Raw genomic sequence first — 21190 nt, forward strand, 5'->3', positions numbered from 1 at the left:
GTGCGATTGCGCGCCCCCGCAGCGGTATTCCGAATTGGAATAGGGTGCGGAGGGTCGCGCTTTTGCCTGTGCCCCCGTCTGAGGTGTATATCGGCGTCAGAGCAATGATATCGCGACAGATCGGGGATCAGGACATCATGACGGCGACGGCGGAAACGGAAGCATCTGCGACGCAGGCGAGCGGCGGCGTCTTGCTGGTGCGCGCGCTTGAAGCGCTTGGCGCGGAACGCGTGTTCTGCGTGCCGGGCGAGAGCTATCTGCCGGTGCTCGACGCCCTGCATGACGCCAGCATTCCCGTCACGGTGTGCCGTCAGGAAGGCGGGGCGGCGATGATGGCCGACGCCTGGGGCAAGATGACGGGTCGTCCGGGCATCTGCATGGTGACCCGCGGTCCCGGCGCGACCAATGCGGCGGCCGGCGTGCATGTGGCGCAGCAGGATTCCACGCCGATGATCCTTTTCGTCGGCCAGATCGAGACCGGAATGCGCGGGCGCGACGCCTTCCAGGAAGTCGATTACCGCCAGATGTTCGGCGGCATCGCCAAATGGGTGGCGGAGATCGAGGACCCGGCGCGCATTCCCGAAATGCTGTCCAGGGCCTATCACACCGCCACCTCCGGACGTCCCGGTCCGGTGGTGCTGGCGCTGCCGGAGGACATGCTGGCGAAATCCGCCGCGCCGCAAGACCTCGCGCCCTTCACGCCGATCGAGACCCATCCGGGTCTGACCCAGATGGCCGATCTGCAAAAGCGGCTGTGGGCGGCAAAGCGTCCGCTCGCCATCCTGGGCGGCAGCCGATGGAGCGCGGCGGCACGTGCTTCGTTTCAGCGCTTTGCCGAACGCTTCGAGATGCCCGTTGCCTGCTCCTTCCGCCGGCAGATGCTGTTCGACAACCTGCACCCCAATTATGCCGGAGATGTCGGCATCGGCGTCAATCCGGCCCTTGCCAAGCGCGTGCGCGAGGCGGACCTGCTAATGATCGTTGGCGGGCGCCTGTCGGAAATGCCGAGCCAGTCCTACGGGCTGCTGGAGATCCCGCAGCCGGCCCAGGATCTGGTGCATGTCCATGCCGGCGCGGAGGAACTGGGCCGGGTCTACCGCCCGGCACTTGCCGTCAACGCTTCGCCCAACGGCTTTTGCGCAGCGCTGGAAGGGCTGCAACCGCCCAACGAAACGCCCTGGGCAGGGCTCGCCACATCCGCCCATGACGACTATCTCGCCTGGTCTTCGGCGCGTCCGAAGGTTCCCGGCGCGCTGCAGATGGCGGAGGTGATGGACTACCTGGAGGAAAACCTCCCCTCAGATGCCATTCTCACCAACGGTGCGGGCAATTACGCCACCTGGGTGCACCGCTTCCATCGCTTCCGCGAGATGAACACGCAGCTTGCGCCGACGAGCGGCTCGATGGGCTACGGCCTGCCGGCCTCGGTCGCGGCCAAGCTGAAGTATCCCGAGCGCACCGTCGTGTGTTTTGCCGGCGACGGCTGCCTGCAGATGACGATGCAGGAGTTCGGCACGGCGGCCCAGGAGGGGGCGGCCATCGTCGTTGTCGCCGTCGACAACGGCATGTACGGCACGATCCGCATGCATCAGGAGCGCGATTTCCCGGGTCGCGTCTCGGCGACCACGCTGGTCAATCCGGATTTCGCGGCCTTTGCCCGCGCCTATGGCGCGCATGCCGAAACGGTGGAGACGGCGGATGAGTTCGGCCCGGCGTTTAAGCGCGCGACAGCCTCCGGCAAGCCGGCGCTTTTGCATCTGAAGCTCGACCCGGAAGCGATCACGCCGGTGAAGTCGCTGAGCGAGATCCGCGCCGGCTGAGGCGGCGCCCGCCGGCACAGTCCATGGTGTGCCGGCTATGACCTGCCGGCGCCGGCCGCAACCGGCAGGGTGACCTCGGCGATGGCGTCGTCGTCGGGCGCGGAGCGGACGGAAAAGCCGAGTGCCTGGCACATGGCCAGCATCGTGGTGTTTTCCTTCAGCACCTCGCCCTTGATCGTCTCGATGCCGTCGGCGGCGGCATAATCGATGATCAGCTGCATCAGGGCCCAGCCGAGACCGATCCCCTTGAGGCTCGACTGCACGAGGATCGCGTATTCGCCGCTGCGGTGATCGGGGTCCGCGTGCAGCCGCACCACGCCGAGGATCTCGCCGGTCTCGGGATCGGTCGCGGCGAAGGCCATGGCGCGCGAGTAATCGAGCTGAACGAGCCGCGCCATGAACGCGTGGTTGAACTCCTTGACCGGTGCGAAGAACCTGAGACGCAGGTCTTCCGGCGACACGGTCTGGAAAAAGGCGCGGTAGCGGTCCTCGTCCTCCGGACGCACCGGCGCGACGCGCACCGTGGCGCCGTCCTTCAGCTCCAGCGTCCGCTCCCATTCCTTGGGGTAGGGCGCGATGGCAAGCCGCGAGGTGCCGCGCCGACCGGCCCGCATTGCCGGTTCGGCAACCGCGATCCTTGCGTCGAGTGCGCAAACCCCGAAGCGGTCCGCCACCAGCGGATTGATGTCGAGTTCGAGGATTTCCGGCAGGTCGATCGCGATTTGCGCGAGCTTTACCAGCGTCAGCGCGATGGCGTCCATATCGGCGGCGGGAAGGTTGCGGAACCCGGAGAGCAGACGGTTGACCCGTGTCTGGCGGATCAGCGCATGCGCAAGATTGAGATCGAGCGGGGGAAGCGCGAGCGCGACGTCGCCGATGACCTCCACGCCCGTGCCGCCCCGGCCGAAGGCGACCACGGTGCCGAAGGTCGGATCGTCGGCAAGGCCGGCAAAGAGTTCGTGGCCCTGCGCCCGGGTGAGCATCGGTTGCAGCGCGAAGCCCGTGATTTCGGCTTGCGGATGGTCGCGGCGCACGCGGTCGCCAAGCGCCCGGGCGGCGTCTTCGACCGCCTCGGGCGTGGCAAGGTCGAGGAGCACGCCGCCGAAATCCGATTTGAAGGGAAGGTCCGGCGACACGAGCTTGAGCGCCACCCGCGTTCCGCCGCGCAGGATCGTCTCCGCGATCTCGCCGGCCTCCACGGCATCGACCGCGAGGCGCGTCGGCACCTGGCGAATGTCGTAGGCGTCGAGAACCGTGGAGATCTCTTCCGGCGTAAGCCAGCTGCGGGACTGGTCGAGCGCGGCGCGCACCACGGTGCGGGCGGTGTCCACATCGGGCGAGAAATCCGACGGCAGGCTCGGCGGCGCGGCCATCAGCATGTCGCGCCCTTCCGCGTAACGCACCAGATGCATGAAGGCGCGCACCGCATCGAAGGCGCTGGCATGGGTGGGAACGCGGGCGGCATCCAGCGCCTGGCGCGGAAGCGGCGCGCCGGCGGCAAGCGCGACCAGCAACGGCTTCTTGCGCCCGTATCCATGGCTGTGTCCGCGCGCTCCATGCGCATGGGCCAAGGCCTCGGCAATGACGGAAACCGGCGAAAAGGCGGACGGAGCGACCACCGCGAGGACCGCATCGACGCTCTTGTCGTCAAGCAACGTCGAAACCGCGCGCGCATAGGCCTCGGCGGGCGCCGTCTCATGCAGAGTGAGCGGATTGACATGCGCCACGCCCGGCCGCTGCAGGCCTTCCAGCGCCGCCCGGGTTTCGGGTTCGGGACATGCCAGCGTGCCGCCCTGGCGCTGCAGCTGGTCGGCCGCGATCATCGACAGGCTGCCGCCGGTCGCGACAATCGCCAGCCGGCGCCCGTTCACCGGCTTGACCCTTGTGACGGTTTCCGCCGCCTCGAACATTTCGTCGATATCGTCGATGCGCAGAACGCCGGCGCGTGCGAGCGCCGCATCGAACACGGCATCGGGCGCCGCGATCCGTCCGGCATGGGTTCGCCCTTCGCCGCGGACCTCGCGACTTGCGCCCGAGCGCAGCACGATCACCGGTTTGGAACGGGCCGCGGCGCGTGCGGCGGAGAGGAACTTGCGCGGATTTGCGATGGTTTCCAGATGCACGAGGATCGCGCGGGTCTTGTAGTCGAGCGCGAACCAGTCGAGCAGGTCGGAGACGTCGATATCCGTGCGCTGACCGAGCGACACCGCGCCGGAGAACCCGATGCGGTTGGAGGCCGCCCAGGACAGCGTGGCATTCACGATGGTGCCGGAGCGCGCGATGAAGGCAAGGTCGCCGCCCTGCGCGTCGGTGGCGCCGAGATGAGCAGCGACATTCGCGCCGGGGGCGGCGATGCCGAGGCTGCCCGGACCGAGCAGACGCAAGGTGTTGGGCCGGGAGGCGGCAAGGGCCGCGCGCACCTGGTCGTCGCTCCAGCGGTCGTAGCCGCCGGCAAGTGCGACGGCAGCGCGTGTGCCTGCGGCACCGGCGGTGCGCAGGATCGCGGCCGCATCGTCGGCTTCCCCGACGTAGAGCAGCAGGTCTGGGGCGTGGTCGAGGTCCTCGATGCGGCGCTTGGTGCGAAAACCGTCGGGCGCGTCCTTGCCGCATCCCACCAGCGTCATCGGTCCCTTGAAGGCGCTGTCGGCCAGGCGGTTGAGCAGGAGGTCGAGCGCCTCGTCGCCAAACCGGTTCGGTCCGACGACCGCGAGCGAGCGGGGGCGAAACAGGCCTTCGAGATTGCGAATGGTCACGGGAACGGTCCTTCACCCGTCAATGCATGATGCAGTGACGTTGCGCTGACGATCTGCTGCCGGTTTCCCGGCAACGCCTCCCGACCGATAACTGGTTCAGTTCGGCAAAACGTCCATGGCACCGCCGCATCGCGAAGTCGCGGCGGCGGTGCCATGCAGGCCTGCAAAGGCTCCCCCCGCTACAGGCCCGATCTGGAGTTCGGGCTCAGTGCGCCATCATTACCGGAACGGTCATCGACGCGAGAATGTCGCGCGTCGCGCCGCCGAACAGGAACTCGCGCATGCGGGAGTGCCCGTAGCCGCCCATCGCCACCATGTCGATGTTGTTGTCCGACACGTAGTTCAGGATCGCATCCGCAACCCCGGACGTGGGCCGCGGCACCACATCGATGGTGACATTGAGACCGTGGCGGGCGAGATAGGTGGCGATGTCCGCGCCGGGCTCCCCGGACGTGCGGCGTCCGGTCTCGACGATCATCACCGTGACCTTTTCCGCCATCTGCAGCAACGGCAGGGCGGCGTGCACCGCGCGCGACGCCGTCGGGCTGCCGTCCCAGGCGACCATCACGTTCTTCAGCGGCAGCGTGCTGCCGATATAGGGCACCACGAGCACCGGAACGCCTGCCTCGAACAGGACGGATTCGATCAGCATCTCGCGCATCGGCTCCGGATCGTCCGCGTTTTCCTGCCCGATCATGACGAGATCGGTCAGCCGGCAATGCGCCAGGATCGATTCCGTCGATCCGCCGGTGATGATTTCCGCCGTGCGGATCTCGCCGGTGACGCCGGCCTTGCGGGCGAGTTCGTTAAAGGCGTCGCCGGCTTCCTTCGCCGCCTTGAGCGCCTGGTTGCGGGCGATTTCCACATAGTCGGGCGGCATCGGTGCGGCGATGAACCCCGGCACGACCGGTTCGAAAGCAACCGTCAATCCCGTCACATGCGCGCCCGTGCGCGCGGCGAGATCCAGGGCGACCTGCGCGGTCTTCTGCTTGCCGTTGAGATCGACAAGCGTTGTGATGTCTTTGATTGCCATGTGGAATTCCCTCCGTTCCGTGGCCAGGTCAGCACGTTAGCCAGTAGCCGCCGCATTCGCAACAGACCCTAGGCTTGCGGATGCAGCCTATCCTTGACCGGGATCAATTGCCGATGATTTACGAATGAATATCCATCGATTTTCATTTTAAGACGCAAGCGCGCGATTACGCAAATTTCAGGGATGTGGATCAAGTGTAAATTGCCTGCCATTTTAGTAAGAATAAATAAAATCCAGAAGGACTGCCAGGCGTAAACCATTGCGACGGCGGCTCTCGATTGTAAGTCGTCGAATATCGAAAGTTATAATGGAGGCAAGTATGCGTAAACTGACAATCGGAATCGCGACAGCGGCACTCTTTGCACTTGGCGGCGTGGCAAACGCGGCGAATATCGTCGAAACGGCAAAGAACGCCGGCTCGTTCAACACGCTTCTCGCCGCGGCCGAAGCGGCGGGCCTTGCCGAGGCGTTGAGCGCTCCGGGTCCGCTCACGGTCTTCGCACCGACCGACGAGGCCTTCGCGGCGCTGCCCGACGGCACGGTCGAGAATTTGCTGAAGCCGGAGAACAAGGACCAGTTGGTCGCCATTCTCACCTACCATGTCGTCGGTCAGAAGATCATGGCGGACGACATTCCTGACGACACCACGGAAGTCGAGACGCTCAAGTCGGACGGCGATACCACCGTCACGGTGGTAAAGACCTCCACCGGCGTGACCGTCGATGGCGCCAATGTCGTTACCGCCGACGTGGCGGCCGACAACGGCGTGATCCATGTGATCGACAAGGTGATCATGCCGTCGGATTGAGTGTGATGCAGGTCGCCGCGCGGCAACCGGCGCGCGACGAAAAGAGGGGTCGGGCCGTCCCGGCCCCTTTATCGTTCGCGTGTCGCATGGGGCGGCCGGATCAGACGGCCTTCATGGCCTCGCGCGCGATGATCAGCCGCTGGATCTCCGAGGTTCCCTCGTAGATCGTCGTGATCCGCGCGTCGCGGGCGAAACGTTCCAGCGGATAGTCCTGGATGTAGCCGGCCCCGCCATGAAGCTGCAGCGCCGAGTAGGTCGCGCGCTGGGCGGCTTCGGAGGAGAAGAGCTTCGCCATCGAGGCCTCCCGTGCAAACGGCTTGCCGGCATCCTTGAGCGCTGCCGCCTGCAGGATCAGGAGGCGCGCGGCTTCCAGCTCGGTTTCGCGATCCGCGATCATCCATTGCACGCCCTGCATGTCGGCGATGGCGCGGCCGAACTGGCGGCGCTCCGCGACATAGGCCCTTGCGCGCTCCATCGCGGCACGCGCGATGCCAAGCGCAAGGGAGGCGATGCCGATGCGCCCGCCGGCCAACTCGCCGACGGCGATGCGAAAGCCGTCGTTCTCCTTGCCCATCACGGCACTTGCCGGGACGCGGCAATCCTGGAAGACGACCTCATTTGTGGCCGAGCCGGTCTGCCCCATCTTCTTTTCCGCCTTGCCGATGACGAGACCGGGCGTGCCGGCCTCCACCAGAAAGCAGGTGATGCCCTTGCCCTTGGGGGCTTCCGGGTCGGTGACGGCCCACACGACGAAGACGCCGGCGTATTCGGCCGAGGTGATGTAGAGCTTGGTGCCGTTCAGGACATAGTGATCGCCGTCGAGGACGGCGCGGGTCTTCATCGCCGAAGGGTCCGAGCCTGCGCCGGCTTCCGTCAGGCAGAAGGCGCCGGCGGAATAGGTGCCGTCGGTCAGCTTCGGCAAATAGGCTTCGCGCTGCTCGCTTGAGCCGACCGCCTGGATCACTTCCGCCACCATGTTGGAGACCGAGACGGTGACGCCGGTCGCGGCGCAGGCGCGCCCGATTTCCTCCACCGCCAGCGCGAAGGCCACGGTTCCCGCTTCCGTTCCGCCATGATCCGCCGCAACGTTCAGGCCCATGTAGCCGTTTTCCGCGAGCATCTTCAGGTTGGCCAGAAACGCTTCGCGCCCCTCGCCCCGGTCGAGCGCTTCGGCCAGCGGTGCGATTTTGTCCTCGGCCAGTTTCCGTGCGGTGTCCTGGATGAGATACTCTTCTTCGCTCAATGAAAACTGCATCGGCGTCCTTTCCGGTCTTCGACGGCCCTGGGGCGCGGTGCCGCGGGAAGCACCATGACGAGAGCAAAGACATATGATCTGGCGCCGCGCAAGTCCACGCCGGACCGCGATGCGCCGCAGGGTTTTCTGCGGTTTGCCCTGTTGCTTCTTCCCGTAGTGGGCGTGCTTGCGGCCGCGGTTTTCGCCGCCGACTGGGTCGAGCGTCGGTCCGAGGCCAGCAGCGATGCGCGCGCCCGCGAGCGGCTGACGCTCTACCGCGAAACCCTGCTGCGGGAGCTGGAGAAGTTCCGCTATCTTCCCTATCTCGTTGCCCGCGATCCCCGCGCGACGGCGGTTCTGGAGGATCCGGCGCAGACGGAGGCGGCCAATCTCTTTCTCAAGGATCTGACGGCGGCGACCGGCGCGGAAGCGCTTTACGTCATGAACGCGAAAGGGCGCACGGTTGCTGCCAGCAACTTCGACAAGGCCAGCTCCTTCATGGGTCGCAACTATGCCTTTCGTCCCTACTTCCAGACCGCGATTTCCGGGGGCGAGGGACAATTTTTCGCCGTTGGCGCCACAACCGGAAAGCCGGGGTTCTTCTTTGCCCGCGCCACGCCGGAGGATGCGTCCGGCCGCGGCGTCGTCGTCGTCAAGGTGGATATGGACGGGCTGGAGCGCAGCTGGCGCGACGGCGGCGAGACGGTGATCGTCTCCGACGTCCATGGCGTCGTTTTCCTCGGGACGCAGGATGCCTGGCGCTATGCCTCCATTGCGCCGCTCACCGACATGGTGGTGGCCGCGATCCGCGAAAACCGGCAATACGGCGGGGTTCGCCTGTCGAGCCTGCAGGAGGGCGCTGCCGACGCGCAGGAGATCGCGATTGCCGGAACGCCGTATCGGCAGGCACGGCTGAAGGTCGGCCTGCTGGACTGGACCGTTCACTATTTCACGCCGCGAACCGAGATCGAGGCCGTCAGGGGGATCGTCTGGGCCGGCGCGCTGACGCTCATCCTTTTGTATGTCGTTGCGATGCTTGTGGTGCGCGGTCGTCGTCTCGGACGGCTCACCGCCGGCCTGAAGCGCGACGCGGCCGGGCTGCGCGACCTCAACCGCCGTCTTGTCGAGGAGGTGGAGGAACGTCGCCGGGTCGAAACGGAATTGCGCGAGGCGCAGTCAGGCCTTGCCCGCGCCAGCCGCCTTGCCGCGGTCGGCGAAATGTCGGCAGCGGTTGCCCACGAACTCAACCAGCCGCTGGCGGCGCTCGGCATGTTCGTCTCCGGCGCAAGGCTCTACCAGGCACGCGGCGAGACGGGAGCGGTTTCGGAAAATCTCGACGAGATCGATGCGCTCAGGCTGCGCATGGCGAGCCTCACCCAGGAATTGAAACGCCTCGCCCGTCCCGGAGAATCGCGCATCGAGACGGTCGACCTGCGCGAGTGCCTCAAGACCAGCGCCAAGCTGGTGCGCCCGCGCATCGAGGAAACCGGGGTGGCGCTGCGCCTCGGCTTGCCGGAGGAGGCCCTGCTTGCCTCCACCGCGCCGCTTCGGGTCGAGCAGGTTCTGGTCAATCTCCTGCGCAATGCCATCGACGCCTGTCTCGCCACGCCCGATCCGCGTGTCGAGGCGCGGGCCTGGCGGCAGGACGATCAGGTCCTGATCGAGATCGCCGACAATGGCGCAGGCATTCCGGAAGATCTGCGTGAGCGGATCTTCGAGCCGTTCTTTTCCACCAAACCCGCCGCCAGCGGGCTGGGCCTCGGGCTTGCGATTTCGGCGCGGATCGTCGATGACCTTGGTGGAACGCTGGCCATTCACGACAGCGACAGCGGTGGCGCGGCCTTCGTGTTGTCGCTGCCGCAGGCGCGGCACGCGGCGCGCCAGCCGGGAGACGAAAAACGCGAAAAGGCCGTCCTGCCTGCCGAGCGAGAGATCGAGGCGACGTGAGCGACACTTCAAGAGACCTGGACGCCGTGCCGGCGAAAGCCGCGGACCGCGAGGCCGCCCGCCCGCCAGAACATCCCCTGGAACGCCCGCCCGTGTTGATCGTCGACGACGACCCGGCGATGCGGGCCGGCCTCAGGCAATGGATGCGGCTTGCCGGCTTCGAGCCGGTCGAGGCGGTCGATGCCGAACAGGCGCTGACGCTGTTGACCCCGGATTTTCCCGGCTGCCTCGTCACCGATGTGCTGTTGCCGGGCGCGAGCGGCGTCGATCTCCTGCGCAAGGTCAAGGCCATCGACGCGGAGCTGCCGGTCGTGCTTCTGACCGGACATGGCGATGTCTCGATGGCGGTCGAGGCCATGCATCACGGCGCCGCCGATTTCATCGAAAAGCCGTTCGATCCGGATGTGGTCGCCGCCGTCGTCCGCCGCTCGGTGGAGCACCGCCGCCTCGTTCTGGAAAACCGTGCGCTCACCCGCCGGCTCGACGACCTGCAAGGGCTGGAGGCGCGGCTCATCGGCGAATGCGCCGAGATGCGCCGGCTGCGTCAGCAGATCTCGCATTTCGCCCGCACCGATGCCTCGGTGATGATCGTCGGCGAGACCGGGACAGGCAAGGAGGTGGTTGCGCGGGCGCTTTTCGATCTTTCCGGCCGCGCCGGCGGTCCCTTCGTCGCCGTGAACTGCGCGGCGCTGCCGGAGACGATGGTGGAGGCGGAGCTTTTCGGCCATGAGGCCGGCGCCTTCACCGGGGCCGAGCGATCGCGCGCCGGGCGGATGGAACAGGCCGACGGCGGGGTGCTCTTTCTCGACGAAATCTCGGCCATGCCCTTGTCGCTGCAACCGAAACTCCTGCGCGTCCTGCAGGAGCGCGAGGTCGACCGGCTGGGCGGGACGCGGCCGGTGCCCATCGATATCCGGGTGGTGAGCGCCGTCAACGTGGATCCGCAGGCAAGCGTAGCAGAGGGGCGCTTGCGCCAGGATCTGCTCTACCGGCTGAACGCGGTCGAGATCCGCATTCCCCCGCTTCGCGAGCGGGCCGGAGATGCGCGGCTCCTGTTCGACAGTTTCGCCAACCGTTTTGCCGCCGATTACGATTGCGAGCGGCCGCAACTGACGGGCGATGACGTCACATTCCTGGCGACGCACGACTGGCCCGGCAATGTCCGCGAGCTGCGCAACGCCGCCGAGCGCTTCGTGCTCAACGCGGCAATGGGCGCGCCGTCGCTGCGTTCCCTGGTTGTTCGCGACGAGGCGCGGCAGGGGGCAGCGCACGGGCGGCTGAAGGACATGATGGAAGCGCATGAGCGGCGGGTGATCGCCGATGCCCTGGCTCGCCACGGCGGCCGGATCGCGCCGGTGCTGATCGAACTCGATCTGCCGCGCCGCACGCTCAACGAAAAGATGACGCGGCTTGGATTGAGCCGGGGCACCGTCGCGGATGACGACAAACCTGCGTCGAAATAAGCAATATTTTGCCGATATTGACCGAGAGTTGGCGAAATATTGCCGAAGTTGATCTGAATTTCATCTGAAAGGAAGGCGGTCGCGCGGCGGTCTGCCCAAGCGGAAACACGGGGATATCGCGTGGTTGACGCGGTGTTCGTGGCGTTGCTTGCGTGCGCGGCGAAATTGCTGGCATGGTGTTTGCGTGAACAAGCTCGGATGCCGGCCTGGGAGGGCCGGTGCAAACCGAACGAAATCCTTGGGAGGACTGATATGACCGCAGGCCGCAAGCTGGCCGTGCTGGGCACGGCTGCCGTTCTTGGCTTTACCTTCGCCAGCGAAACGATCGCGCTTGAGTGGAACGTCTCGCTCTGGGGCAAGCGCCGCGCTTTCACCGAACATGTCGAAAAGCTCGCCGAGCTTGTCAGCGAGAAGACCAACGGCGAATTCACGCTGAACCTTGCCTATGGCGAAGCTCTGTCGAAGTCGCGCGAGAACCTCGACGGCATCTCCATCGGTGCCTTCGAGATGGCGCAGTTTTGCGCCTCCTACCATGCCGACAAGAACCCGACGCTGACGGTTCTGGAACTGCCGTTCCTGGGCGTTCCCGATCTTGAGACGCAGGTCGAGCTGGACCGCGCGCTTTATGCCCATCCGGCGGTCGAAAAGGATCTGGCGCGCTGGAACGCGAAGCTGATCATGTCCTCGCCGATGCCGCAGTACAATTTTGTCGGCAAGGGCGAGGCCCCGTCCGAGGTCGCGGACTTCGAGGGCATGCGCGTGCGCGCGCTCGGCGGCATCGGCAAGGCGATGGAGACCATCGGCGCGGTTCCGACCACGGTGACCGCTTCCGAAACCTTCCAGGCGATCGATTCCGGCACGGTGCGTGCCGCCTCCTTCGCGCCGCATGCGCATCTGTCGTTCAAGACGGTCGAGGCCGGCAGCTGGTGGACCACCAACCTGAACCCGGGCACGGTGAACTGCCCGGTCGTGGTCAACATGGATGCCTATGCAGCGCTTCCCGACAACTATCGCGAAGCGCTGGATTCCTCCATCGAGGGCGCGATCGACCATTACCTGGCGACCTACGCCAAGGTCTACGACAAGTGGTATCCGACGCTTGAGGAAATGGACATCGAGCAGGTCTCCTTCCCGAAGGATCAGCTCGACGCGTTCAAGGCCAAGGCCGGCCAGCCGCTGTGGGATGCCTGGGTCGCCGAAATGGATGCCAAGGGCATTCCGGGACAGGAACTCCTCGACATGGTTCAGTCCAAGCTGAACTGATCGAATGCGCTGACGGCCAGCGCGAGGGGCCGGCGCATCGCGTGCCGGCCCGTTTCGTCGCGCAGCCGGCGCGTGAGGTGACGCAAGCGCTCGAGCCGCGCGTCGAAGCCGGTGCCGTGGTCGGTGCTTCATCCGGATCGCGGTGCCTGCCGGTGGCTCGTGCCGGATTTGTTGCGGCAGCGCCTGCCCCCTCGTCCCCGCGTCCGGATCCTTTGTTTCCCCGACCCGGCTCCGCTTGAGCGGGCTGGCTGGAGTTCGCCATGACATCTTCCTCCGCGACGCATGGGCGACCCGAGACCTACATCCGTTTCGACGGATGGCTCGGCAAGCTCGAGAATGCGTTCAACATGATTGCCGCCGCCAGCATTCTGGTTCTGATGCTGCTTGCCGTCGTGCAGATCATCGGCCGCAACGGCTTCAACCTGCCGGTGCCCGGTTTCATCGACATCACCGAACAGGCGATGGCCGTCTTCGCCTTCATGGGCGTGGCCTATTGCCAGCGGCTCGGCGGCCATATCCGCATGGAACTCTTCCTCGGCAAGCTCTCCGGCCGCCCCTTGTGGATCGCGGAATGCGTCGGCGTCATCTTGATCTGGCTGGTTGTCGCCGCGCTGATCTACGGGTCCTGGTTCCACTTCAACCGCTCCTGGACCATTGGCGACAGCTCGATCGACATCGGCCTGCCGACCTGGCCGTCGAAGCTGGTGATCCCGGTGGCGCTCTCCGTGCTGCTGCTCCGGCTCACGCTGCAGATCTACGGCTACTGGCGGCTGGTGCGCGATCCGCAGGCCGAGCCGATCGCGGTTCCTGTGCTCGCCGACATCGAGACCCAGGCGCGCCACGAGATCGAGGAGACCTTCGACGGTCCGGCCGACGGCTCCGGCGATACCGACACCGACGGCTCCAATGCCGGCTCCACGAAAGGACCGCGCCGATGACCCCCTTCGATATCGGCCTGATCATGACCGGCGTGCTGCTGATCCTCGTCGTGATCGGCATGCGCGTCGCCTTTGCCGCCGCCCTTGTCGGCGTGGTCGGCCTGATCGCGATCTTCACCCAGAAGCTCGGCTTCGAGCGCGGCTTCATCGTGGCGCTGAAGATGGCGGGCACGATCCCGCATTCCAAATCCGTCACCTATTCGCTGTCGGTGCTGCCGACCTTCATCCTGATCGGCTTTCTGGCGTTTTACGCCGGCTTCACCCGTCAGCTCTTCGAGGCCTCCAAGCGCTGGCTCGGCTGGCTGCCGGGCGGCATGGCGGTGGGCACGGTCTTTGCCACCGCCGGGTTCGCCGCCGTTTCCGGTGCCTCGGTCGCGACCGCTGCCGTCTTCGCCCGCGTCGCGATCCCCGAGATGCTGGCGGTCGGCTATTCCAAGCGCCTGTCCTCGGCGGTCGTCGCCGCCGGCGGCACGCTGGCCTCGCTGATCCCGCCTTCGGCGATCCTCGTCATCTACGCCATTCTCGTCGAACAGTCGGTGGCGAAACTCCTGATCGCCGGCTTCCTTCCGGGGATCTTCTCCGCCTTCGTCTATGTCGCGATCATCGTCGGCATGGCGATTTGGAAGGGCGATGCGCCGCCGGTGCGCGGTTTCACCTGGGGCCAGCGCTTTGCCTCGGTGCCCGGCACGCTGCCGATCATCGCGGTGGTGGTGATCATTTTCGGCTCGCTCTACTTCGGCTACGCGACGCCGACGGAGGCCGGTGCGCTCGGTGCCTTCGTCGTGCTCGTCTCCGCCTTCGTCAACGGCATGCGCGGCAAGCAGCTCTGGCAGGCACTGCACGAGACGGCGAAGCTGACGGTGATGATCTTCACGCTGATCTGGGGCGTGCTGGTCTATGTCCGCTTCCTCGGCTTCGCGCAATTGCCGGACGCCTTCCGCGACTTCATCGTCTCGCTGGAGTTCTCGCCCTGGCTGGTGCTGGTGCTGATCCTCTGCGCCTATGCGGTGCTCGGCATGTTCATGGATGCCATCGGCATGCTGATCCTCACCCTGCCGGTCGTCTATCCGGCGGTGATGGCCCTCAACGGCGGCGACACGGTTTCGGCCGCCGACAGCACCTTCGGCCTGTCGGGCGAAATGTGCGCGATCTGGTTCGGCATTCTGGTGGTGAAAATGGCGGAGCTCTGTCTGATCACGCCACCCATCGGACTGAACTGCTTCGTGGTGGCCGGCGTGCGCGACGACATCCCCGTGCAGGAAGTCTTCCGAGGCTGCACGCCGTTCTTCATCGCCGACATCCTGACCATCGGCGGGCTGGTCGCCTTCCCGGCAATCGTCACCTTCCTGCCGTCGATCATGTGAGGTTGGGGCCGGTCCGTCGGGCCGGCTACCCTCTCGGGAACCTGAAACGGGCGCCCGTCGCATCATGCGGCGGGCGCGCGTTTTGGTATCGGTACGTGTTTCGGTTCTCTCGGCGATCCAGGGTCATGCCCTAGACCGAGCGAGTGCCTCAGGCCGTCATCCCGGCCTTGAGCCGGGACCCAATCCACGTTTCCTGTTGCCGAGCGCCTGCGATGAAGGCGGTGCGGTTGCCTCGGTCGCCGCGCGCTTCTGCTCCGGCTGAGGGCGCCAATGGACCCCGGATCTGCGCTTGCGCTCCGTCCGGGGTGACGCGGAGTGTGAGGGGAAGAGGAGTGTCTCGACCGAAGTCCGATCCAGCCCGGCTACGCATCCCTAAAACAGCGAGCCCTGATCCTTCGGCGCGGCGGTGGCTTTCGGCTTGGTCTTGCGCGGCTTTTTGACCGCTGGCGCGGCGGCCCCCTCGGAGACGGCCATCGCGTCGAGCCGGGTGTCGTCGCCGAATTCGATGGAGAGCCGGCCGCCGGGCTGGATCTGGCCGGCGGAGCGCACCGGTGTGCCGGTCTCGTCGCGCACCAGCGCATAGCCGCGCGCCAGAACATTTCGATACGACAGGCTGTCGAGCAGCTTGGCCGAGGCGGTGAGCCGGGCGCGCTCTGTGGCGAGACGCTGGCGATGGGCGCGCGCCATGCGGCCCTCGAGGCCGACGAGCCGCTCGCGGGCAAGCGACACCGCCCGCGACAGCGTGTGCGGCGACAGCCGTGCCGTTGCCGTGGCGAGACGCGACCGCCGGTCGCGCAGGCTGGACTTTAGCGCCGGCGCCAGGCGTTCGCTGTAGGTGTCGAGCCTTTGGCGCGGCAGCGCCAGCAGGTCGCGCGGCGAGGGCAGGGCGGCGGCTGCCGCGCGCAGCTCGGTCCGCCGCGCCGACACCAGCCGCAACAGACCGGAAATCTGCCGCCGCGCGAGATCGTCGAGCGTGGCGATCAGCTCGCCGCGCACCGGCACGGCGAATTCGGCCGCCCCCGTCGGCGTCGGGGCGCGCAGGTCGGAGGCGTGGTCGATCAGCGTCCAGTCGGTCTCGTGGCCGACCGCCGAAATCAGTGGAATGTCGGAGGCGGCGGCCGCACGCACCACGATTTCGTCGTTGAAGCCCCACAGATCCTCAAGCGATCCGCCGCCGCGCGCCACGATGATGAGGTCCGGACGTGGGATCGCTCCGCCTTTCTGCAGGCTGTTGAAACCGGCGATGCCGTTGGCGACCTCCTTTGCGCTGGTCTCGCCCTGTACCCGCACGGGCCAGACAATGACAGTGAGCGGATAGCGGTCGGAGATGCGGTGCAGGATGTCACGGATCACCGCGCCGCTGGGCGAGGTGACAACGCCGATCACGCGCGGCAGAAAGGGAAGGGCGCGTTTGCGCTCGGCATCGAAAAGCCCTTCGGCAGCGAGCTTCTTGCGCCGTTCCTCCAGAAGCGCCATCAGCGCGCCGACGCCGGCTGGTTCCAGCGTGTCGATCACCATCTGGTACTTCGACTGACCCGGAAAGGTGGTGACCTTGCCGGTGGCAATGACCTCCAGCCCCTGCTCGGGCTGGATCTTCAGCCGTCCGGCCTGTCCGCGCCAGATGACGCCGGACAGCACAGCGCGCTCGTCCTTGAGGTCGAGATAGAGATGGCCCGACGCCGGCCGCGAGACCCGCCCCAGCTCGCCGCGCACGCGCACATGGCCGAAGGTGTCTTCCATCGTGCGCTTGATCACGCCGGAAATCTCTGACACCGAGTATTCGGCGATGTTGCTGCTGTCGGCCAAGGGGTGTCCTGCGTGCGAATGTGAGACCGCGAGGGGAGCGCACCCGCCGCCTGTCGTCAAGGGGTGCGTGGGTGCTATCGACAGGCAATGGCCAGAGCTGTGGCGTGTCCGCCGCGCGTGCTTGTGAGGATTTTTGATGCCGCGTTACGAGTTTCGCATGCAACGCCTTTACGTGAGCGAGGACCTGGGCGAGGGCCGCGCCGTGGAGGTCGACCGGGCCCAGGCCAATTATCTCATTAATGTGCTCCGCCTGAAGGACGGCGCCGAGGTGCTGTTGTTCAACGGGCGCGACGGCGAATGGCGGGCCGAGGTCGCGGTGACCGGTCGCAAGCAGGCCAGCTTGCACTGCACGGCGCAGACACGTGCGCAGGCACCGGCGCCCGATCTCCATTATCTTTTTGCGCCGCTGAAACACGCGCGGCTCGACTACATGGTGCAAAAGGCGGTGGAAATGGGCGCGGGCGCCCTGCGCCCCGTGCTGACGCAACACACCCAGGCAAACCGCGTCAATCTGGAGCGCATGCAGGCCAACGCCATCGAGGCCTGCGAGCAATGCGGCGTGCTCAGCGTGCCGGAGATCCGCGAGCCGGTCGCCCTGGAGGCGCTGGTGCGCGGTTTCGCCGAGAGCGATCCGGGGCGGCGGATGATCTTTTGCGACGAGGGCGAGGCGACGCAGAACCCGCTTGCCGCGCTTGAGCGGCTGGAGCGCGGCCCGCTCGCGGTGCTGATCGGCCCGGAGGGTGGCTTTTCCGAAGACGAACGCGCGCTCCTGCGGGCGCACGACTTTGTGACCGCGATCCCGCTCGGGCCGCGCGTGCTGCGCGCCGACACCGCGGCCGTTGCGGCGATGGCGGTTGTGCAGGCCGTTTGCGGCGACTGGAAATAGCAGGGCGCGCGGTGCCGGGCGTGCCTGCGCGAAAAACCCATTTGTTTTGACAGGGGCGGCTGAGTATGGTGCGCGCCGACCATTCGAAGGATTACCGTGCATGGCCCGCGACACCATCGATGCCACTCCGATCACGGGGCTGGCGGAACTCGCTGCGACACTTGAGGCCGGATGCAAGCCGGTCGACGCGTTCCGCATCGGCACCGAACACGAGAAGTTCGGCTTCAATCTCGCCGACCTGTCGCCGATTCCCTATGCGGGACCGCGCGGCATCGAGGCCGTGCTCTCAGGCATGGAAAAGCTGCTTGGCTGGGAGCGGATCGAGGACAACGGGCTGATCATCGGTCTGGCCGATCCCGTCGGCGGCGGCGCGATCTCCATCGAGCCGGGCGGGCAGTTCGAACTCTCCGGCGCACCGCTTGAAAATCTGCATCAGACCTGCCGAGAGACCAACTGCCACCTGTCGCAGGTGCGCGAAGTGGCCGAGCCTCTGGGCATCGGCTTTCTGGGTCTCGGCATGACGCCGACCTGGCGGCGGGAGGACATTCCCGCCATGCCCAAGTCGCGCTACCAGATCATGACGCGCTACATGCCCAAGGTCGGCTCGCTCGGCCTCGACATGATGTACCGGACCTCGACGATCCAGGTGAATCTCGACTTTTCCAGCGAAGCCGACATGCGCAAGAAGATGCAGGTCGGTCTGGCGCTGCAGCCGGTGGCGACCGCGATCTTCGCCAATTCGCCCTTTACCGACGGCAAGCCGAACGGATTCCGCTCCTTCCGTGCGGAAATCTGGAAGGACACGGACAACGACCGCTCCGGCGGCCTGCCGATTGCCTTCGACGACGGCTTCGGCTTCGAGAGCTATGTCGAGTGGGCAATCGATGTGCCGATGTATTTCGTCAAGCGCGGCTCGACCTACCACGATGTCACCGGCACGACCTTCCGCGCCTTCATGAACGGCGCGCTCAAGGGCGTCATTCCTGACCCGTTGCCGACCATCGGCGACTGGAACAACCATCTCTCGACGCTCTTCCCGGATGTGCGGCTGAAGAAATACCTCGAGATGCGCGGCGCCGACGGCGGGCCGTGGCGGCGCATCTGTGCGCTGCCCGCGCTCTGGGTGGGCCTGATGTACGATGACGGCGTGCTCGACCAGGCCCATGAGATGATCCGCGACTGGAGCGCGGAGGAGCGTCTGGCGCTTCGCAACGACGTGCCCGCGGGCGGGCTGGAAACGCCTTTCCGCAAGGGCCGGGTGCTCGACCTCGCCAAGGAGATGCTGGCGCTGTCGCGCGAGGGGCTGAAACGCCGCGCGCAGATGAACGACGGCGGCCAGGACGAACGCGTCCATCTGGCGGCGGTGGAGGAGACCCTGGCGAGCGGCCTGTCACCGGCCGACGTCATGCTGCGCCGCTATGAAGGCGAATGGGGCGGCGATCTCGCCCATGCCTTCAAGGACTACGCCTACTGAGGCCTGTCCTGCCGCCCGCCGGCATGAATTGACCGCCGGACACCGAAGCTTGATGATGGCGCGACCCGAACCGGAAGGCCGCGCCATGACAGACAGCTTCAATCCCTTCGCCGCCTTCGACCCCGCCGCCTTGTCCCGGGACATGCAAAGCCGCTTCGGCTGGGGCGATGCGGATACCCTGCGCGCCGCCGAGGCGCTGATGCCGGCAGCCCTTGCCGGCATGCGCCATTTCGGCTCCTCCCCGTCCGGCTTCGAGGCGTTGATGGCGCTGCTTCCCGGACCCGGTCGGGCGAGTGGACTGCCGCGACCCGACAGTCTCGTCGGCGAGCCGCTGGCGCTCTTCTTCGGCCCGGCCGAGACGCAGGCGGCGCTGGCCGATTTCGTCGCCGAACAGACCGGCCTCGACCGGCCCGGCGTGGAAACCCTGATGCCTGTGGTGGCGACGCTGGCGCTTGGCCAGGTGGCCCGGCGCTTTACGGCCGGTCCGGCTCGCGATCTGCTCGACGCCTTTCTCGCCGGCTATGCGCGAGGCCGCCCCAAGCCTGTCCCCAATCCGATGCGCATGATGGAGCCCTATACGGAGGCCATGCGCTCCTTCTGGGACGGCTACATGGGGGTGTTCGACAGCGCCGCCGAACGCGGCGGGTCGCCTCCCGCACAGGAAGAGGTGGCCGAGGCGCCGCCCGAGGCGACACCGGAAGCGCCCGAGAGCGAGGCGCGGGCGGGCGACGGAGCTGCCCTGGTCGACAACTGGTTGGCGATTGGTCGCGACCTGCAGGAAACGCAGATCCGCAACTTCGAGAGTTTTTTCGAAGGCGGCGGTCGCAAACCCGGTGGCTAGGGGTGGTCTTCGCAAAAAAAAGCCCGCCTCCAACGAGGCGGGCAGGTGTGTCGGCGAGGGGCCGACAGGGCCTCGGAACACGATGACGGGAAGGGATCGGGCCGTCACCGTGCGATGAGGAAACGGTTCCGGGCGCGCCGGACTGCCTCGCTAGCGGCGACGCACGCGCCGGGCGACGGGACGCGCCGTGTTGCGCAAAAGTGCCAGTTGCACGCTCGGGTCGCGGGCGTCGCGGTGCGACAGCGCGATCGCGATGTCGCTGCGGGTGACGCCGATGTCGGCGAGGATGTGCTCATCCAGCTCCAGCAGACCGGTGACGATCCGGCGGTTTTTCCGCCGCCGCCAAGCTGCCTGAACAAGCGCGCCCAATGCACCGGAGAACGCCGTCAGAAACGAGCGCGTGGCAAGGGAAGTCGGCCGTGCGGGCGGGGAGCTGCAGGGGTCGAGGGCATGTGACATGACGTCTCTCCTTTCCGGCAACCGGGGGCGGATGCCTGGGTCTGGATGCGGCGGTCGGGGGGATGTGAAAAGAACTGAGGGGCCGCGTTCCCTTTGGTATGACAAAACCTATGCGGGGCCGATGTATTTCTCAAACGAATGTTTTGAATGGATACCGATCTTAATCTGTGATGTATTGGACGGGCACCCGAGATTGCCGCACGGAAAGTCGCCATGCCTCACGCCCTCGATATCGACCAGCTGCGCACCTTTCTCGCCATTGCCGAGCTTGGCAGTTTCACGAAGGCGGCGGAGGCCGTGAACAAGACCCAGTCGGCCGTCTCCATGCAGATGAAACGGCTGGAGGACAGGCTGGAGCGGGCGATCTTCGTCAAGGACGGACGCCAGTCGCGCCTGACGGAAGACGGGCACCGCCTGATCGAATATGCCCAGCGCATGATCCGTCTCAATGACGAGACGATGGCCTCCTTTGCGGCCTCGACCACCGTCGGCCGGGTGCGGCTGGGCTTGCCGGACGACTATGCCGACCGGCTGCTGCCGCAGGTGCTTGCGGCTTTCGCCCGCCTCAATCCGGCGATCGAGATCGCGGTGCAATGCCAGGCGTCTTCGGTCACCGGCGAGATGATCGAACGCGGCGAGCTGGACATCGCCATCGTCACCTCCGGCGATTGCGTGCGCATGCCGGGCGAGGTGATCCGCCGCGAGCCGCTGCACTGGGTCGCGCCGGCGCATCATTGCCTGCATTGCGAGGAGGTCGTGCGGCTGGCTCTCGGCCCGACCTCCTGTTCCTGGCGGGCGCAGGCGATCTCCCTGCTCGACCGCATCAACCGGCGCTACTGCATCGCCTACAGTTCCTCCAGTGCCGCCGCGCTCAGCGGCGCGGTGCAGGCGGGGCTGGCAATCGCCGTCCTGCCGGAAAGCGCGGTGCGTTCCGGCATGCGGATCCTGGGCGAAAGCGACGGGTTTCCGACGCTGCCGCCTTGTGACATCACGCTTATTCGTGCAGCGGCCGCCATCGACCCCGTGCATGACGCGCTCTGCGCGCATATCCAGGCGGCCATCGGCAACGTGTCGATGCAAATGGCGTCCGCGGCCGAATAG

At 66.5% G+C, this 21190-nt stretch carries 16 protein-coding genes; 11 read left to right on the forward strand and 5 right to left on the reverse strand.

The window, feature by feature from the left end; translation table 11 throughout:
• Positions 1-137 precede the first annotated feature (137 nt).
• A complete protein-coding gene (locus G572_RS0110820) occupies positions 138-1820 on the forward strand; it encodes a thiamine pyrophosphate-binding protein (RefSeq protein WP_037546628.1) in 1683 nt (560 codons plus the stop codon).
• 35 nt (positions 1821-1855) lie between these two features.
• On the opposite strand, the gene G572_RS0110825 is transcribed toward G572_RS0110820, so the two are convergent.
• Together G572_RS0110825 and G572_RS0110830 are read right to left on the reverse strand one after the other, a co-directional pair.
• Positions 1856-4573, reverse strand: coding sequence for a bifunctional acetate--CoA ligase family protein/GNAT family N-acetyltransferase (locus G572_RS0110825; protein ID WP_029058497.1), 2718 nt, complete (start codon positions 4571-4573; stop codon positions 1856-1858).
• Between the two features lie 205 nt (positions 4574-4778).
• Entirely contained in the window at positions 4779-5606 is an 828-nt protein-coding gene (locus tag G572_RS0110830) for a universal stress protein (RefSeq protein WP_029058498.1), read from the reverse strand.
• A gap of 319 nt (positions 5607-5925) precedes the next feature.
• Here G572_RS0110830 and G572_RS0110835 point away from each other — a divergent pair, with 319 nt between their 5' ends.
• The gene (locus G572_RS0110835; protein WP_029058499.1) at positions 5926-6414 is read left to right on the forward strand and encodes a fasciclin domain-containing protein; all 489 of its coding nucleotides are present in this window, start codon (positions 5926-5928) and stop codon (positions 6412-6414) included.
• A gap of 100 nt (positions 6415-6514) precedes the next feature.
• On the opposite strand, the gene G572_RS0110840 is transcribed toward G572_RS0110835, so the two are convergent.
• Entirely contained in the window at positions 6515-7669 is a 1155-nt protein-coding gene (locus G572_RS0110840; protein WP_029058500.1) for an acyl-CoA dehydrogenase family protein, read from the reverse strand.
• 54 nt (positions 7670-7723) lie between these two features.
• Between G572_RS0110840 and G572_RS0110845 the strand changes: the two genes are divergently transcribed.
• The 5 genes from G572_RS0110845 to G572_RS0110865 all read left to right on the forward strand — a co-directional run bounded on the left by G572_RS0110845 (position 7724) and on the right by G572_RS0110865 (position 14623).
• A complete protein-coding gene (locus G572_RS0110845; RefSeq protein ID WP_084650044.1) occupies positions 7724-9595 on the forward strand; it encodes an ATP-binding protein in 1872 nt (623 codons plus the stop codon).
• Positions 9592-11058 (forward strand): sigma-54-dependent transcriptional regulator, encoded by a 1467-nt coding sequence (locus tag G572_RS23445; RefSeq protein ID WP_245566201.1) that lies wholly within the window; start codon positions 9592-9594, stop codon positions 11056-11058. Before G572_RS0110845 ends, G572_RS23445 begins: the two co-directional genes overlap by 4 nt.
• 252 nt (positions 11059-11310) lie before the next feature.
• Positions 11311-12321 (forward strand): C4-dicarboxylate TRAP transporter substrate-binding protein, encoded by a 1011-nt coding sequence (locus tag G572_RS0110855; protein WP_037546524.1) that lies wholly within the window; start codon positions 11311-11313, stop codon positions 12319-12321.
• 260 nt (positions 12322-12581) lie between these two features.
• Positions 12582-13259, forward strand: a complete 678-nt coding sequence (locus tag G572_RS23450) for a TRAP transporter small permease subunit (RefSeq protein WP_051242180.1) — start codon at positions 12582-12584, stop codon at positions 13257-13259.
• On the forward strand, positions 13256-14623 hold the full coding sequence (locus tag G572_RS0110865) for a TRAP transporter large permease (RefSeq protein ID WP_029058503.1): 1368 nt from the start codon (positions 13256-13258) through the stop codon (positions 14621-14623). The genes G572_RS23450 and G572_RS0110865 overlap by 4 nt, the downstream gene beginning before the upstream one ends.
• A 372-nt stretch (positions 14624-14995) precedes the next feature.
• On the opposite strand, the gene xseA is transcribed toward G572_RS0110865, so the two are convergent.
• A complete protein-coding gene (gene xseA / locus G572_RS0110870) occupies positions 14996-16429 on the reverse strand; it encodes an exodeoxyribonuclease VII large subunit (protein WP_029058504.1) in 1434 nt (477 codons plus the stop codon).
• Between the two features lie 157 nt (positions 16430-16586).
• Here xseA and G572_RS0110875 point away from each other — a divergent pair, with 157 nt between their 5' ends.
• The 3 genes from G572_RS0110875 to G572_RS0110885 all read left to right on the forward strand — a co-directional run bounded on the left by G572_RS0110875 (position 16587) and on the right by G572_RS0110885 (position 19630).
• Positions 16587-17315 (forward strand): 16S rRNA (uracil(1498)-N(3))-methyltransferase, encoded by a 729-nt coding sequence (locus tag G572_RS0110875; protein ID WP_245566202.1) that lies wholly within the window; start codon positions 16587-16589, stop codon positions 17313-17315.
• A gap of 100 nt (positions 17316-17415) precedes the next feature.
• A complete protein-coding gene (locus tag G572_RS0110880) occupies positions 17416-18789 on the forward strand; it encodes a glutamate--cysteine ligase (protein ID WP_029058506.1) in 1374 nt (457 codons plus the stop codon).
• Positions 18790-18874: 85 nt separating this feature from the next.
• Entirely contained in the window at positions 18875-19630 is a 756-nt protein-coding gene (locus G572_RS0110885) for a DUF937 domain-containing protein (RefSeq protein ID WP_029058507.1), read from the forward strand.
• A gap of 150 nt (positions 19631-19780) precedes the next feature.
• On the opposite strand, the gene G572_RS23455 is transcribed toward G572_RS0110885, so the two are convergent.
• Positions 19781-20089, reverse strand: a complete 309-nt coding sequence (locus tag G572_RS23455; RefSeq protein ID WP_084650046.1) for a DUF1127 domain-containing protein — start codon at positions 20087-20089, stop codon at positions 19781-19783.
• A 213-nt stretch (positions 20090-20302) separates the two neighbouring features.
• On the opposite strand from G572_RS23455, the gene G572_RS0110895 reads away from it, so the two are divergent.
• The gene (locus G572_RS0110895; protein WP_029058508.1) at positions 20303-21190 is read left to right on the forward strand and encodes a LysR substrate-binding domain-containing protein; all 888 of its coding nucleotides are present in this window, start codon (positions 20303-20305) and stop codon (positions 21188-21190) included.

The organism is Stappia stellulata DSM 5886 (assembly GCF_000423705.1).
GTDB lineage: Bacteria > Pseudomonadota > Alphaproteobacteria > Rhizobiales > Stappiaceae > Stappia > Stappia stellulata.

Bases quoted from the DNA above. Each gene is read 5' to 3' on its own strand.
- G572_RS0110820 (WP_037546628.1), top strand. From the start codon at position 138: ATGACGGCGACGGCGGAAACGGAAGCATCTGCGACGCAGGCGAGCGGC.
- G572_RS0110830 (WP_029058498.1), bottom strand. From the start codon at position 5,606: ATGGCAATCAAAGACATCACAACGCTTGTCGATCTCAACGGCAAGCAG.
- G572_RS0110835 (WP_029058499.1), top strand. From the start codon at position 5,926: ATGCGTAAACTGACAATCGGAATCGCGACAGCGGCACTCTTTGCACTT.
- G572_RS0110840 (WP_029058500.1), bottom strand. From the start codon at position 7,669: ATGCAGTTTTCATTGAGCGAAGAAGAGTATCTCATCCAGGACACCGCA.
- G572_RS0110845 (WP_084650044.1), top strand. From the start codon at position 7,724: ATGACGAGAGCAAAGACATATGATCTGGCGCCGCGCAAGTCCACGCCG.
- G572_RS0110855 (WP_037546524.1), top strand. From the start codon at position 11,311: ATGACCGCAGGCCGCAAGCTGGCCGTGCTGGGCACGGCTGCCGTTCTT.
- G572_RS23450 (WP_051242180.1), top strand. From the start codon at position 12,582: ATGACATCTTCCTCCGCGACGCATGGGCGACCCGAGACCTACATCCGT.
- G572_RS0110865 (WP_029058503.1), top strand. From the start codon at position 13,256: ATGACCCCCTTCGATATCGGCCTGATCATGACCGGCGTGCTGCTGATC.
- G572_RS0110875 (WP_245566202.1), top strand. From the start codon at position 16,587: ATGCAACGCCTTTACGTGAGCGAGGACCTGGGCGAGGGCCGCGCCGTG.
- G572_RS0110880 (WP_029058506.1), top strand. From the start codon at position 17,416: ATGGCCCGCGACACCATCGATGCCACTCCGATCACGGGGCTGGCGGAA.
- G572_RS0110885 (WP_029058507.1), top strand. From the start codon at position 18,875: ATGACAGACAGCTTCAATCCCTTCGCCGCCTTCGACCCCGCCGCCTTG.
- G572_RS23455 (WP_084650046.1), bottom strand. From the start codon at position 20,089: ATGTCACATGCCCTCGACCCCTGCAGCTCCCCGCCCGCACGGCCGACT.
- G572_RS0110895 (WP_029058508.1), top strand. From the start codon at position 20,303: ATGCCTCACGCCCTCGATATCGACCAGCTGCGCACCTTTCTCGCCATT.